This window comes from Oceanobacillus sp. AG (genome assembly GCF_009746545.1).
GTDB classification, from domain to species: Bacteria; Bacillota; Bacilli; order Bacillales; family Amphibacillaceae; genus Oceanobacillus; species Oceanobacillus indicireducens.
In genome coordinates this window covers 62,035-76,358 of record NZ_WOWT01000016.1, presented here as the reverse complement: position 1 = coordinate 76,358, position 14,324 = coordinate 62,035, and the positions used below count along the sequence as shown (strand labels likewise).

The window sequence follows — 14,324 nt, the reverse complement described above, 5'->3', positions numbered from 1 at the left end:
AGTTGTCGACGAATAAATTGACGATAAAAGTACCAGGTAAATTGATGGTTGCCGGTGAATTTGCGGTTCTAATTCCCCATCACCATCTTGCGGTCACGGCCGTAGATCGATTTGTTTATGCAACGATAGAGGATGCCGAACAGAGAACACTTACTTTGGAAGATTACCAGTTGGAAGATTTATCTTGGGGTTATAAGGATGGAAAAGTTACCATTCAATCTGCGGACGATCGTCTTTCTTTCGTAAAAGAAGCGATGGAAGTGACTTGTACGTATCTTGCAGAAGCGGGTGTAGAGATGGATCATTTCAACTTGGCTGTTCGCAGTGAGCTTGATGATGCATCAGGGGTGAAATATGGTCTCGGGTCCAGTGCAGCGGTTGTTACAGCGGTCGTTACAGCAATTATGGCCCGTTTTACAAAAGAAGAGCTGGATAAGGATGTCATTTTTAAATTAGCTGCCTTAGCCCATGTTAACATTCAAGGCAGTGGTTCGGGTGCAGATGTAGCTGCCTCTGTTTACGGTGGGATTTTACAGTATTCCTCTTTCCAAGCGGAATGGCTGCTCGATGCTTCTAAAAGTGCTGCTTCCATCCATGAATTACTGGAAGCGGATTGGATTTATCTATCGATCAAGCGTTTAACTTTGCCGACATCTGTTTCTTTTTGTGTTGGCTGGACAGGGAATCCGGCATCAACGACTAAACTTGTCGGGCGAATATTGAAGCTGCAGGATGACAATCCGCAAGCTTTTAAAGAATTCTTAGCGAAAAGCGAACGAGCAGTACATACTTTGCTTACAGGAATGGAAGAAGAGAATCAGGAACTTCTTTTTAGCGGGGTAAAAGCAAATAGGAAGGCCCTCGCTACTGTTGGAAACAATGCGGATGTATCGATTGAAACAGCGTTGCTCGGAACGTTATGCGACCTAGCGGATGGGTTAGGTGGAGCAGGTAAACCTTCCGGAGCTGGCGGTGGAGATTGCGGCATTGCTTTTATGCCGAGTAAGCGTCAGGCTGAACAATTATTCTCGTCCTGGGAAAAGGCTGGGATTAAGCCGCTTTCCATCACCTCACACCCTGAAGGGGCAACAGTGATTGAGTCTAAAAAAAATATAAAAAAGACATAAATCTCTTGTGTGGTGAGATTTATGTCTTTTTCTTACTTAGTTGGTCTTACTAGTTGAAATTCGTATACTCTTTCTTTTAAAAATCAAATACCGATAATATTTAATGTGGTTGCGGAGTTGACCGTCAACACTCGAATTTATTTGATTGTTTATCTGGAGGCTAATTCATAGTAATTATCATAGTTTTGATATTTATTAATGAGTGTGTCCAATTTCATACTAGATTCTATAACAGCCTGTGAAGTAAGTTCGTGATGGTAACTAAGGACAATTAATTCCTGCCGGCATGCTTCAATTTTTTCCAACAACATTGATTTACTCACAAAAGCTTCCTCCTATCTAGTATACTATAATAAGAAAATACCCAAGTAATAGCAAGGAAAAACCTATGAAAATATAAGATAAATTGATAAGCTATAGTTTGTGCAGATAAAAAATAAAAAAGCGGAAAAAAATGAAACCTTTTGAGTTGCTCGTTCGTAATCATAATACCGCATTATAGGCGGAGGTAAAGTATGGAACAAATAATTAGGGAGAAAATAATATTAGTAAAAAAAGGGGATCAGTCTGCCTACGAAGATTTGGTCTCATTTTACCAAAATAAAATATACCAGCATTGCTACCGGATGCTTGGTAATGCACATGAGGCAGAGGATATTGCGCAAGAAGCTTTCATACGGGCATACGTAAACATTCATTCCTTTGACGAGAAACGAAAATTCTCAAGTTGGCTGTATCGAATCGCCACGAATTTATCAATCGACAGACTCCGCAAACGGAAACCAGATTATTTTTTGGACGCAGAGGTTAAAGGAACGGACGGGTTGGATATGTATTCCCAGCTTCAAAGTGAAGGTGCTTCTCTAGTGGAAGAAGTGGAGAATAATGAACTACAGAGATATATCCACACAAAGATTTCCGAACTTCCACCGAAATACCGCAGTATTATTATTCTGAGGTATTTAGAAGAGTTTTCCTTAAAAGAAATAAGTGAAATATTGGATATCCCAATCGGAACGGTGAAAACAAGGATTCACCGGGGTAGGGAAGCTTTACGGAAGAGGCTTCGTCATGTGTAAAGGAGTGTGGTCCCATTGAAATGTAATGCAGAAACCATTGGGCTGATGCATAAATATTTGGATGGAGATATAACGACGGAAGAAGAGCAACAACTAAAATATCATCTGGAAGACTGTGAAGCTTGTCAGGAGCATTTCCGCGAGTTAAAGCGGACACTTACACTTATCCAAAGTGCCGAACGTTTCGAAGCGCCGGCGAACTTCACAGCAAATGTTATGAAAAACCTCCCGACTGAGAAAAGACAGGTTAAATATTTACGCTGGTTTAAGATGCATCCAATGCTTACGGCTGCAGCTGTTTTCTTTATTCTTATGTTTACCGGCGTCTTTTTTACATGGGAACAAGACAATCAACTCGTCGTCTCGAAACAGGAAAATTTAATTATTGAAGGGGATACAGTAATTGTTCCTGAAGGAGAAGTAGTCGAAGGTGACTTACTCGTTAAAAATGGAAATTTAATTATTAATGGTACGGTTGATGGGAATGTCACATTGGTGAACGGGAAGCTGATTGATGATGATCCACTAGACAACAGAGGTTTAATGGCCTCGGTCGGTGAAATAAATGGAGAATTCGAATCCGTCGACCAAACATTCGACTGGATATTGTACAAACTTAAAGGATTTGCTAAAAAAGTGTTTTCATTTGAATAGCATAATTTGTGAATTAAGACTGAGAAATAACTATTCTAATATGGATTTACGCCATAAATGGAGGGTTATGCCTCAGTCTTTTTTCTTTATTGCATAAGAAGCTATAAAATATAAATGCTATGGATAACATAGATATCCAGGGCTAGCCACGTCCGATCTGCGCCCAGCAACTAACAGAACTTTTGGTGGGACGAGCAGTGCGCAGTCCCAAACTTCACACTCCTCCCCAGGTGTTGGAACGAATCGCGTTTTTAACCTGCAAGGGCGCTTCCGCCTTTGTTAAAGGCTCTAAATCTTAAGGTGGTTGCTTCGCCATTATGTTCACATGAATCCCGGTATTTATGATATAATAAGGAACATGTAATTCATTGTAGATGTATTTTTTGAAAATTAATTATACAATTGTTAATTCATAACTAAAGGACGTGTGACCATGCTCGATGGGGGATTCGACCTGCTAACGATACTTAGAATAACCGTAGACATAGCTCTCATCTGGTATGTGCTATATAAACTGATGATGCTAGTCCGCGGCACGAAAGCTGTGCAACTACTTAAAGGAATTGCCGTCATCTTGGCAATTTGGCTACTCAGTATTGCATTTAACCTTCAGACGGTTCGTTATTTTTCGAACCAGTTTATCCAATGGGGGATTATAGTTATAATTATTTTATTCCAGCCTGAGTTGAGAAGAGCCTTGGAGCAGCTTGGAAGAGGAAGCTTCCTTACGAGGAGTAATAAATCGAGAGAAGATATGGAAATACAAATTGAGGCAATTGTCCAGTCCACAACTTATATGGCGAAGCGGCGAATTGGCGCGCTCATCTCTATTGAGAAGGAGACTGGGATTGGCGAATATGCGGAAACGGGGATTCCGATTGACGGAGAATTGACCCACCAGCTGTTGACAAACATTTTCACACCGAACACACCGCTCCATGATGGGGCTGTTATTATTAAAAAAGATAAGATTATTGCAGCTGCTTGTTATTTACCGCTGTCGGAGAGTCCATTCATTTCTAAGGAACTGGGAACGAGACACAGAGCTGCAATGGGGATCAGCGAAGTAACGGATGCCCTTACTATTGTTGTTTCAGAGGAAACAGGTGCGATATCTTGCACGATAAATGGCAAGCTGCATCGTGATTTAACGGAAGAAGCGTTAACGGAATTATTAAAAGAACATTTATCCTTGCTTCCAATAACCTCTGAGAAGACGAAAAAACGGAGGGGGAATGAAAATGGATAATTGGTTTCAAAGTAAATGGTTTATTCGTGTATTAGCGCTTGGCTTTGCCATTACTTTATTTATTTTCGTGAATGTAGAATCCAATTCATCCAGCTCTGAATCTGCCATTCCGGGAAGGGATTCACAAACTCAAACACTTGATGATGTTCCAGTGGAAATCGATATTAATTCGGATGATTATGTCGTAAGTGGGGTTCCAGAATATGCAACTGTGACATTAGAAGGTTCTCCCGCAACGATTATGCCGGCTATATTCAATCGTAATTTTACCGTCTATGTAGACCTACAGGGACTTGGAGAGGGAAATCATACGGTAGAATTGCAGCATACGGCTTCTGATGATATTAGCGTTTATATAGAGCCGAAAACAATCGAGGTATCCATCGAGGAAAGGGCAAGTCAGGAATTCCCAATAACGGTGGAATTTTTAAATACAGATCAATTGCCGCCGGGAGTTGAGGTCGGGGGCTATGAATTAGATCAGTCCAGTGTCCAGATTACAACATCCAGAAGAATTATGGAACAAATCGGTGTCGTTAAAATTTATGTTGATGTGGCCGGACAGGAGACTTCGATTTCGAACCGGGAAGTACCGGTGAATGTGTATGATACGCAAGGAAATGAACTGCAAGTTCGCTTGGACCGAGAGACGGTTGTTATATCTGTTGATTTCGTGAGTCCAAGTAAAGTCGTGCCAATTGATATTGAAACAACCGGCGAATTACCAGAGGGTTTTTCCTTGTTGTCCATTTCTGCTGATCTGGATGAGGTTGAAATTTTTGCAGTCAGTGACATTCTCGAACAAATTGAATCCATCTCAACGGAAGAAATCGATCTCTCGGAAATTACGGAATCTGGAACGATTGATGTTGGTTTCGACCTCCCGGATGGTGTATATACAGGAAAATTGGAAACAATTGAAGTATCTGTTGAAATAGAAGAAGCGCGGGTTCTAGAAGACATGGCGATTGAAGAGGAAGAACTTGGGGATGGACTAGCTGTAACGTTTGTCGAGCCAAGTAAAGCTGAAATGGATATTACCGTAACAGGAAATGAAACATTCCTTCGAGAGCTGAGTCCTGATGATTTCCGCGTCCTGGTCGATTTAGCAGGGCTTGAACCGGGTGAACATCTTGTGCCAGTTGAAGTTGAATGGGATGAGGTAGAAGATGTGACAGTTACTCCCGAGTTTGAGGAAATCACAGTTGAAATCGAATAGACTTAAGTAAGTGACTTTTAGATGGTTTATTAAAAGGAGAGGTATGAATGAAGAAGTATTTTGGGACCGATGGTGTCCGAGGTGTGGCGAATAAAGATTTAACACCGGAACTTGCCTATAAATTAGGTCGAATCGGCGGATATGTACTAACGAAGGAAAGGGAAAATCCGAAAGTGATCATCGGAAGAGATACACGTATCTCAGGTCATATGCTTGAAGGAGCTTTGCTCGCAGGCTTACTTTCTATCGGTGCGGAAGTCATGCGTCTCGGCGTCATCTCTACTCCAGGAGTGGCTTATTTAACGAAATCAATGAGTGCTGATGCAGGTATTATGATTTCCGCTTCGCACAATCCGGTGGAAGATAACGGAATTAAATTCTTCGGTCCGGATGGTTTTAAGTTGACGGATGAGCAGGAGGCAGAGATTGAAAAGCTTATCGATGAGGATGACGAACTTCCGCGACCGGTCGGAGCAAACATCGGTACAGTGAATGCTTATTTTGAAGGCGGACAAAAGTATATTTCTTTCTTAAAAGATACGATTGATAACGACTTTGACGGCCTTGCAATTGCTATCGACTGTGCACACGGTGCAACATCCAGTCTTGCAACTCATCTGTTTGCGGACCTCGAGGCAGACATTTACACGATTGGCACATCACCGAATGGCTTGAATATTAACGACGGTGTAGGTTCCACTCATCCAGAAGCGGTAAGAGAGCTTGTATTGGAAAAGGGCGCAGATATTGGTCTTGCATTTGACGGAGATGGTGACCGTTTAATTGCAGTCGATGAGAAAGGTAATATCGTTGATGGTGACCAAATCATGTATATTTGTGGAAAATATATGAAGTCAAAAGGCGTACTTCGTGAAGATACAATCGTCTCAACTGTCATGAGTAATATCGGTTTTTATAAAGCGCTTGAAGAGAATGGCATGCATAGTGATAAAACCGATGTAGGCGACCGCTATGTTATGGAGGAAATGCGTAGAGGCGGATTCAACCTTGGCGGAGAACAATCCGGTCATATCATTTTCCTCGATTTTATTACGACAGGTGACGGTATGCTAACTGCATTACAGCTTGTAAATGTTATGAAAGATACAGGGAAACCTTTATCGGAATTAGCTGGAGAGATGCAAGTATTCCCACAAGTTCTGAAAAACGTTAAAGTAACGGATAAGAATGAAGCATTGACCAACCCGCTTATTTTGGAAGAAATTGATGCGGTGGAAAAAGAACTCGGTGAAAATGGCCGTGTGCTCGTCCGTCCATCCGGAACCGAGCCACTTGTCCGTGTGATGGTCGAAGCGGAAACGAAAGAAGCATGTAATAAATATGCCGACCGTGTGGTTTCCGTGATTGAAAATTTACTTGGGTTAGAGTAATTGATTGAAAACTGCTTTCTGTCAAGGGACAAGGGAGCAGTTTTTTTGTGTTTATTTTACTATTGCTATATCCGCGCTTATGAGGAATGTTAATCGCTGTTAATTTCCCTATTCCGTGCTCCATCTCTTTTCAAGGGAAAGTAATCGCAGTTTACTTTCCCATTCCAGCGCTCCATCTCATCTTAAGGGAAACTAATCGGAGTTTATTTTCCCATTCCAGCGCTCCATCTATTCTCAAGGGAAAGTAATCGTCGTTTATTTTCCCAATCCAGCGCTCCATCCCCTCACAAGGGAAAGTCACCGCCGTTTATTTTCCCATCCCAGAGCACCACCTCCTCCCAAGGGAAAGTAACTGCCGTTTATTTTCCCATTCCAGAGTTACATCTCCTCACAAGGGAAAGCAACCGCCGTTTATTTTCCCAATCCAGCGCTCCATCTCCTCTCAAGGGAAAGTCACCGCCGTTTATTTTCCCATTCCAGAGCACCATCTCCTCCGGGAAAGTAACTGCCGTTTATTTTCCCATTCCAGCGCTTCATCTCCTCTCAAGGTAAAATAACCGCCGTTTATTTTCCCATTCCAGAGCACCATCTCCTCCCAAGGGAAAGTCACCACCGTTTATTTTCCCAATCCAGCGCTCCATCTCCTCTCAAGGGAAAGTCACCGCCGTTTATTTTCCCATTCCAGAGCACCATCTCCTCCCAAGGTAAAGTAACCGCCGTTTATTTTCCCATTCCAGAGCACCATCTCCTCCCAAGGTAAAGTAACTGCCGTTTATTTTCCCAATCCAGCGCTTCATCTTATCTCAAGGTAAAGTAACCGCCGTTTATTTTCCCATTCCAGAGCACCATCTCCTCCCAAGGTAAAGTAACCGCCGTTTATTTTCCCAATCCAGCGCTCTATCTCCTCTCAAGGTAAAATAACCGCCGTTTATTTTCCCAATCCAGCGCACCATCTTCTCCCAAAGGAAAGTAACCGCCGTTTATTTTCCCAATCCAGCGCTCCATCTTAGTCAAGGGAAAGCAACCGCCGTTTATTTTCCCAATCCAGCGCTCCATCTCCTCCCAAGGGAAAGCAACCGCCGTTTATTTTCCCAATCCAGCGCTCGATCTCCTCTCAAGGGAAAGTCACCGCCGTTTATTTTCCCAATCCAGCGCTCCATCTCCTCTCAAGGGAAAGTCACCGCCGTTTATTTTCCCATCCCAGCGTTCCATCTCCTCTCAAGGGAAAGTCACCGCCGTTTATTTTCCCTACATCGCATTCCGCTCCTTCGAATGGGAAAACACCCAGAATGCAGTTTGCTGAGGAATGGTAGAATCCTTCTTCCATTCATTCAATATCCTCGATAGAAAAAGTTAAATAAGATATTGATTTGCCTTCTTGCCCGGGCAAGAATAAAAAGATGACTTTCACATGAAAAAGGTGTACGATATGATATAGATTCATTTGATAAAATGAAATGCAATAGAAATAGGTGGATTCGATTGTTGAATTCTTAAAAGGGAAGTTGGTGTAAGTCCAACGCGGTCCCGCCACTGTATGTGCGAACGAGCTGTAAATACCACTGTGCGTTAAATGCATGGGAAGGTGCAGCGGAGTGATGAGCATGAGCCAGGAGACCTGCCTATTCTGTAACGCCAGCACTACGAGGATAGTCAGGTGATGGGTCTATATGGATGTATACCTATTTACTGAAGCATCTTCACACTGTGTGGGATGCTTTTTTTAATGAATTTTATTATTGGAGGAATGGAAATGAAAAGATTATGGCAGGGTTTGCTGCTCGCGTTCTTACTTAGTCTGCTAGTTGCTTGCGGACAAGGCGCGACAGACAATGAAGATGCAACTGGAAATACAGGTAAAGAAGAAACAACTGAAGAAGAGTCAACGAACGGTGATCATTATCCACTGACACTCACAGATGCAATAGATAATGAAATAAAGCTTGAGGAAGAACCGGAGCGGATTGTTTCATTGATCCCGAGCAATACGGAAATTACATTTGCTTTAGGACAAGGGGATAAGGTAGTCGGTGTGTCGGATCATGATAATTATCCGGAAGAAGTACAGGAAATTGAAAAAATTGGCGGCATGGAATTGAATGTGGAACTGATCCTTAGCCTTGACCCGGATATTGTCCTCGCCCATGAATTAGGGGTGAGCAGTGCGCAGGAAGCATTCGAACAACTTGAAACTGCAGGTATACCAGTATTCGTCGTTCAAGATGCACAGGATATTGCGAGCACTTACGAGACGATTGAAACCATTGGACAAGTTATCGGTTCTAAAAAAGAGGCAGAAGAACTGATTGCGGAAATGGAAGCAGAATTTAAAGAGATTCGTGAGCTGACATCTGAGATAGCTGAGGAAGATATACGGACAGTTTTCTTTGAAAATTCTCCTGCACCGGATATTTATACAGCAGGTCAGCATACGTTTATTCATGAGCTGTTGGAAATGATTCATGCTGAAAATGCCGCTGGTCAGCATGAAGGATGGCTCGCGCTTGATCCAGAGGAAATCATTGAACTGAATCCGGATGTCATCATCACTTCCTACGGTGCATATATTGAAAATCCAGAAGAAGAGGTTCTTTCGCGAAATGGTTTTGATGTAGTTGAAGCAGTTACGAATGAAAGAGTTTACGATATTGATGCTGATTTGATTACTCGTTCCGGTCCGAGACTAACAGAAGGGGCAAAAGAATTAGCTGAAGCGGTTTATCCGGAGCTGTTTGATGAAGAGTAATGTAACAAAATATGGAATTTCTTTTACGCTTCTCATTGGAGCGATGCTTTTTGCCATCTCGATTGGCAGTGTATCCGTCCCGATTCTTGATATTGTTAAAGTGATTGGCAGCGAAGCCTTTCGCTTACCCGTTGGTGCTGATGTCGATCCAATGTATGTAAGTATTGTATACGAGATTCGTTTGCCACGAGTACTGTTGGCAGGACTTGTCGGGGCCTCACTCGCAATTGCGGGAGCGGCCTTCCAAGGACTGCTAAGAAATCCGCTCGCGGAACCATATATTCTTGGAGTATCTTCTGGGGCCTCCGTTGGTGCTGTTGCAACATTGTTTTTCGGAATATCACTACCGGTTATCGGGATGTTTACTTTGCCGTTTTTAAGCATTGTAACAGCGTTAGCGACCATTATAATTGTGCTTTACTTTGCACGAAAAATTGACCGGACGATGCGCGTAGAAACGATTATTCTTACGGGAATCATTTTCAGCGCGTTTTTAGGGTCGGTTATTTCATTAATTATCGCTTTAACAGGGGATGAGTTGCAGCAGATCATCGGTTGGCTGCTTGGCAGTGTATCGATGCGAGGCTGGCGCTATGTTGGAATCATTCTCCCTTTCTTTATTCTTGGCTCACTCATTTTATTAATGAATACAAAAGAACTGAATGCGATGTCGCTTGGCGAAGAACGGGCCCAGCATTTAGGCGTTGACGTTGGCAAAAGGAAAATGCTTATTCTTATTGCTGGTTCCATCCTCACAGGTGCAGCGGTTGCCGTATCCGGGACAATTGGCTTTGTCGGTTTAGTTATCCCGCATTTAACTAGAAAGCTATGGGGTTCTGATCATGTCCATTTGTTGCCGTTGTCGATGATTATTGGAGCGAGCTTTCTTATATTGACCGATTTATTATCGCGGACAATTATCTCACCTCAAGTATTGCCTGTCGGAGTGATTACAGCTTTAGTAGGTGCACCGGTATTTGCGATAATATTAATTAAACAACGGAGAAGAAGTTGAGAGGTGAACCATGCTTTTAATTAAAAATGCCTCGGGTGGCTATGATCGTGAAGAGATTGTAAAAAACATTAGTTTTTCCGTAAATGAAGGAGAGTTTTTTGGAATTCTAGGACCGAATGGCAGTGGGAAGACAACTTTAATCAATATGATTAGTGGACTGCTCGATCTGCAACAGGGAAAAATTGAAGTAGCGGGGAGAAACATTGCCGATTACTCTAAGAAAGAATTAGCTAGGAAAATCGCCGTCTTACCCCAACTCACTCCCCAAGTTTTTCCTTATACAGTAAAAGAAATGGTGTCACTTGGTCGTTATGCGCACCATAGCGGCTTGTTCCGATCATGGACAAAAGAAGATGAGGAAATCGTTCAGCGTGTCATGCGGCAAACGAACATCCTTGAATTTGCGGACACCTCGGTGATGGAACATTCTGGAGGAGAACAGCAGAGAATATTCCTGGCCCAAGCTCTCGTGCAGCAACCGAAAGTTCTTCTCTTGGACGAACCAACTAACCATCTTGATTTAGCTTATCAAAAAGAATTGCTTGATTTGCTCAGAAAAAGTGCAAAAGAAAAGGGCCTCACAGTCGTGGCGATTTTGCATGACTTAAACCTTGCGAGCCTTTATTGTGATCGCCTGCTTTTAATGGACGAGGGCGAAGCAAAAGCGTTGGAAAATCCAGATGAAGTGCTTTCTGAAGAACTGATTAACTCGGTGTTCGATACAGAGGTCATTAAGCAGGCCCACTCTAAAATTGCCAAGCCACAGCTGCATTTAATGCCAAGCAAGAAGACGTGGCAGGCAAAAAAACTGTGGTCAATTGATGAAACAAACCTTTCTTTTAGTACAGAGCAAATCGTACTCCATTCAGATCTGCCGCTGAAAACGATATCCTCTGGTATCGTTGGCGCAGGGATTGGCTGGTATAAATACTTTGTCAATCGGCATGTCGATGAGAATTATTATTGTAATGATCACCGGAAGGAAATGCGAACTTATTTAAAAGGGCGAGGTTTCCCGCCGGCTCAGACGGTTGGAATGATGACGGCAATTGTCTTGGAAGATTACAGTTATGGTATTTATGAGGGTAATGGTTTTTCAATCTTAGTTGTTGTGACAGCGAGTGTTGGAAATGCGGTGGACAGCTCACGAGCAAAGCCGCTTGTTGGTCCAGTTGCTCCGGGAACGATTAATACATGGGTTTTTGTAAATGGCAGTTTAACGGAAGAAGCCTTTATCCAGGCAACGATCACGGCAACGGAGGCAAAGGCTCAAGTGTTAAGAGACCTCGCTATTCAAGACCGGAAGACAGGTACGGTCGCAACAGGAACTCCTACAGACAGTATTTTAATTGCCGCAACCCAACAAGGGAAGGAATTAGATTACGCTGGAACCGCGACAGAGTTAGGTGCTCTAATAGGAAATGCTGTTTATCAAGAAATGAAGCAGGCCATTTCCAAAACGTTAAAGAGGAAAAAAGCAGCTGAACAGGGGTAAATCAAACGTTTGCTTGAGAGTATAAAAACAAAAAAAGGAGCGATTCATTTGAGACTGTATACAAGGGCTGGCGACAAAGGAAAGACCGCGTTAATAGGTGGAATGACGACGAAGGATGATATTCGGGTGGAAGCTTACGGATCAATTGATGAAACGAATTCTTTTGTAGGTCTTGCGGTAGCTGGGCTCAATAAGAATAAAGAACCGTTCAAAGACCTCATTGCTGATTTGAAAAAAATTCAGCATGAATTATTTGACTGCGGAACTGAGCTTTCTAATGTATCGAAAAAAGAACGTCCTCACGAGCTTTCTGAAGATATGATTACGTATTTGGAAGAGAGAATGGATGTCTTAATAGACGAGGCACCAGAGCTTGAACGATTTATTCTCCCAGGCGGAACGGAGGCCGCTGCATATTTACACGTTGCGAGAACAGTGGCAAGAAGAGCGGAAAGACAGATTGTAAAACTTTATCAGCGGGAAGAAGATTTAGATCCAATTCCGTTAAAGTATATGAATCGATTATCTGATTATTTCTTTGCAGCAGCCCGTGTAGTTAATTCTCGCCTGCAAGTTGCGGATGTGGAGTATGCCCGCAGTGCAAGGGTTTTTCGTGGCAGTAATAAGAAAAAGTGAAGTTATAATACAATCTTGAATTATTTCATTTTTCATTTATAATGAAGAGAATCTTGAAATTTCATGTAGGAGATGAGTAGAGTTGAGTAAAGAGAATGTAGCAGAGAAAGGTTACTTTGGTGATTTCGGAGGAAGCTTTGTCCCAGAAGATTTGAAGGATATTTTAGACGGAATTGGTGTAGCTTTTGAGAAATATAAGGATGATCCTGAATTTCTTGAGGAATACCGGTATTATTTGAAAGAGTATGTTGGACGCGAGAATCCACTAACCCTTGCGAAAAATCTGACTGAAAAAGTTGGTGGGGCTAAAATTTATTTGAAGCGTGAAGACTTGAATCATACAGGGGCCCATAAAATTAATAATGTGCTCGGACAGATTCTTTTAGCGAAGAGAACCGGTGCAGAGCGGATTATAGCGGAAACTGGAGCAGGTCAGCATGGTGTTGCGACAGCGACTGCTTGTGCGATGGTCGGACTGCCGTGCACGATTTATATGGGTAAAAAAGATACTGAAAGACAACGCTTGAATGTATTCCGGATGGAACTCCTCGGGGCTGAAGTCGTAGCTGTCGATAAAGGGTGGGGACGTCTGAAGGAAGCGGTGGATGAAGCATTTGCTGATCTTGTCGCTAATCACGAAACGACCTTTTATTTAATCGGTTCGGCAGTAGGGCCATATCCATATCCCGAGATGGTAAAATATTTCCAATCTATCATCAGCGAAGAATCGAAACGTCAGATTCTGGCGAAGGAAGGTAAACTCCCTGCAGCTGTCGTCGCTTGTGTTGGTGGCGGAAGTAATGCAATCGGTGCTTTCGCTCATTACATTGATGAAGACTCTGTACGACTGATTGGTGTGGAACCTGCTGAGGCAGCTTCCATTTCGAAAGGGAAGCCAGCAGTATTCCATGGTTATCGTTCCTTAACGTTATTAGATGAGGATGGTGAAGCATTGCCAACCGACTCGATTGCAGCTGGGCTCGATTACCAAGGTGTCGGTCCAGAGCATAGTCATCTGCATGCTATCGGCCGCGGGGAGTATGTGAGTGTGACCGGCGAAGAAGCATTGGAAGCTTTTCAAGAGTTATCGAAAACAGAAGGAATCATCCCTGCACTTGAAAGCTCCCATGCAGTAAGTCATGCGATTCAGCTTGCGAAAGAGCTCGGGCAGGATGATGTGATTATCGTGAATCTTTCTGGCCGGGGTGATAAAGACGTGGAGCAAGTATTTGAGATCTTGAAATAGAATAGCAGATTGGGAGAAAAGAGCATGGATGCAGTTCCATGCTCTTTTTTTACGCCTGCATTGGTGAAGAGAAATGTTGTTTTAAGGTTTTATCACGTATTAACGGTCTGTAATACCCCCACCTCTAAACAGGAGGGAAGTCCAACATTTAAAGGTGGGGGATATACAGTTCGTAAATCCCTGATTCTGTTCAACTAACATTCAGAGGGGAGGTAAGGAAACCCCACTGAATGAAGTTTCACTTAAGCTGTCTAATTACTCGAATGAAGCGCATTGCTCTCTCTTCAGTCATTTATTACCAATCTCTTCCCTCGCGCCTATGTTAATCTCTGTATTTCAATCGATTAGAATACTACCAAACACAGATTTTTCAGCAGTTCCAACTTGTTATACATCATGGGGGAATCTATAAAAATAAACGTCGATACGTACACAGGACTTACTCACGGCTGATATACAACAACTTG

The 14,324-nt window shown here is 42.7% G+C and carries 13 protein-coding genes and 1 riboswitch; of the genes, 11 read left to right on the top strand and 2 right to left on the bottom strand.

Annotated elements, in window-relative coordinates; genetic code table 11:
• Positions 1–2: 2 nt before the first annotated feature.
• A complete protein-coding gene (locus GN217_RS10150; protein ID WP_156856571.1) occupies positions 3–1,127 on the top strand; it encodes a phosphomevalonate kinase in 1,125 nt (374 codons plus the stop codon).
• 149 nt (positions 1,128–1,276) lie between these two features.
• On the opposite strand, the gene GN217_RS10145 is transcribed toward GN217_RS10150, so the two are convergent.
• Complete coding sequence (locus GN217_RS10145; protein ID WP_232334402.1) at positions 1,277–1,450, bottom strand: aspartyl-phosphate phosphatase Spo0E family protein; 174 nt, start codon at positions 1,448–1,450, stop codon at positions 1,277–1,279.
• 192 nt (positions 1,451–1,642) lie between these two features.
• On the opposite strand from GN217_RS10145, the gene sigW reads away from it, so the two are divergent.
• From sigW to glmM, 5 genes are all read left to right on the top strand, one after another.
• Positions 1,643–2,206: an RNA polymerase sigma factor SigW gene (gene sigW / locus GN217_RS10140; RefSeq protein ID WP_156856570.1), complete on the top strand. Its 564-nt coding sequence runs from the start codon at positions 1,643–1,645 to the stop codon at positions 2,204–2,206.
• 15 nt (positions 2,207–2,221) lie between these two features.
• The gene (rsiW, locus tag GN217_RS10135; protein ID WP_156856569.1) at positions 2,222–2,860 is read left to right on the top strand and encodes an anti-sigma-W factor RsiW; all 639 of its coding nucleotides are present in this window, start codon (positions 2,222–2,224) and stop codon (positions 2,858–2,860) included.
• 433 nt (positions 2,861–3,293) lie between these two features.
• Positions 3,294–4,109 carry a diadenylate cyclase CdaA gene (gene cdaA / locus GN217_RS10130; RefSeq protein WP_156856568.1) on the top strand — a complete coding sequence of 272 codons (816 nt, stop codon included), beginning with the start codon at positions 3,294–3,296 and terminating at the stop codon, positions 4,107–4,109.
• Positions 4,102–5,328 carry a CdaR family protein gene (locus GN217_RS10125; protein WP_156856567.1) on the top strand — a complete coding sequence of 409 codons (1,227 nt, stop codon included), beginning with the start codon at positions 4,102–4,104 and terminating at the stop codon, positions 5,326–5,328. Before cdaA ends, GN217_RS10125 begins: the two co-directional genes overlap by 8 nt.
• 47 nt (positions 5,329–5,375) lie before the next feature.
• Positions 5,376–6,719 (top strand): phosphoglucosamine mutase, encoded by a 1,344-nt coding sequence (glmM, locus tag GN217_RS10120; RefSeq protein WP_156856566.1) that lies wholly within the window; start codon positions 5,376–5,378, stop codon positions 6,717–6,719.
• Positions 6,720–7,616: 897 nt separating this feature from the next.
• Here glmM and GN217_RS10115 read toward each other — a convergent pair.
• Positions 7,617–7,775 carry a hypothetical protein gene (locus GN217_RS10115; protein WP_156856565.1) on the bottom strand — a complete coding sequence of 53 codons (159 nt, stop codon included), beginning with the start codon at positions 7,773–7,775 and terminating at the stop codon, positions 7,617–7,619.
• A gap of 397 nt (positions 7,776–8,172) precedes the next feature.
• Positions 8,173–8,359: riboswitch (cobalamin riboswitch) on the top strand.
• A 113-nt stretch (positions 8,360–8,472) separates the two neighbouring features.
• Here GN217_RS10115 and GN217_RS10110 point away from each other — a divergent pair.
• The 5 genes from GN217_RS10110 (at position 8,473) to trpB (ending at position 13,857) form a co-directional block, all read left to right on the top strand.
• Complete coding sequence (locus tag GN217_RS10110) at positions 8,473–9,465, top strand: ABC transporter substrate-binding protein (RefSeq protein ID WP_156856564.1); 993 nt, start codon at positions 8,473–8,475, stop codon at positions 9,463–9,465.
• Entirely contained in the window at positions 9,455–10,480 is a 1,026-nt protein-coding gene (locus tag GN217_RS10105; RefSeq protein WP_156856563.1) for a FecCD family ABC transporter permease, read from the top strand. The genes GN217_RS10110 and GN217_RS10105 overlap by 11 nt, the downstream gene beginning before the upstream one ends.
• A gap of 10 nt (positions 10,481–10,490) precedes the next feature.
• Positions 10,491–11,975 (top strand): adenosylcobinamide amidohydrolase, encoded by a 1,485-nt coding sequence (locus GN217_RS10100; protein WP_156856562.1) that lies wholly within the window; start codon positions 10,491–10,493, stop codon positions 11,973–11,975.
• A 48-nt stretch (positions 11,976–12,023) separates the two neighbouring features.
• Positions 12,024–12,611: a cob(I)yrinic acid a,c-diamide adenosyltransferase gene (locus GN217_RS10095; protein ID WP_156856589.1), complete on the top strand. Its 588-nt coding sequence runs from the start codon at positions 12,024–12,026 to the stop codon at positions 12,609–12,611.
• 82 nt (positions 12,612–12,693) lie between these two features.
• Entirely contained in the window at positions 12,694–13,857 is a 1,164-nt protein-coding gene (gene trpB / locus GN217_RS10090) for a tryptophan synthase subunit beta (RefSeq protein WP_156856561.1), read from the top strand.
• Positions 13,858–14,324: the final 467 nt, after the last annotated feature.

Excerpts from the sequence above, each read along its gene's own strand:
- sigW (WP_156856570.1), top strand. The coding sequence starts at position 1,643 with ATGGAACAAATAATTAGGGAGAAAATAATATTAGTAAAAAAAGGGGAT.
- cdaA (WP_156856568.1), top strand. The coding sequence starts at position 3,294 with ATGCTCGATGGGGGATTCGACCTGCTAACGATACTTAGAATAACCGTA.
- GN217_RS10125 (WP_156856567.1), top strand. The coding sequence starts at position 4,102 with ATGGATAATTGGTTTCAAAGTAAATGGTTTATTCGTGTATTAGCGCTT.
- glmM (WP_156856566.1), top strand. The coding sequence starts at position 5,376 with ATGAAGAAGTATTTTGGGACCGATGGTGTCCGAGGTGTGGCGAATAAA.
- GN217_RS10115 (WP_156856565.1), bottom strand. The coding sequence starts at position 7,775 with ATGGAGCGCTGGATTGGGAAAATAAACGGCGGTTGCTTTCCCTTGACT.
- GN217_RS10110 (WP_156856564.1), top strand. The coding sequence starts at position 8,473 with ATGAAAAGATTATGGCAGGGTTTGCTGCTCGCGTTCTTACTTAGTCTG.
- GN217_RS10105 (WP_156856563.1), top strand. The coding sequence starts at position 9,455 with ATGAAGAGTAATGTAACAAAATATGGAATTTCTTTTACGCTTCTCATT.
- GN217_RS10100 (WP_156856562.1), top strand. The coding sequence starts at position 10,491 with ATGCTTTTAATTAAAAATGCCTCGGGTGGCTATGATCGTGAAGAGATT.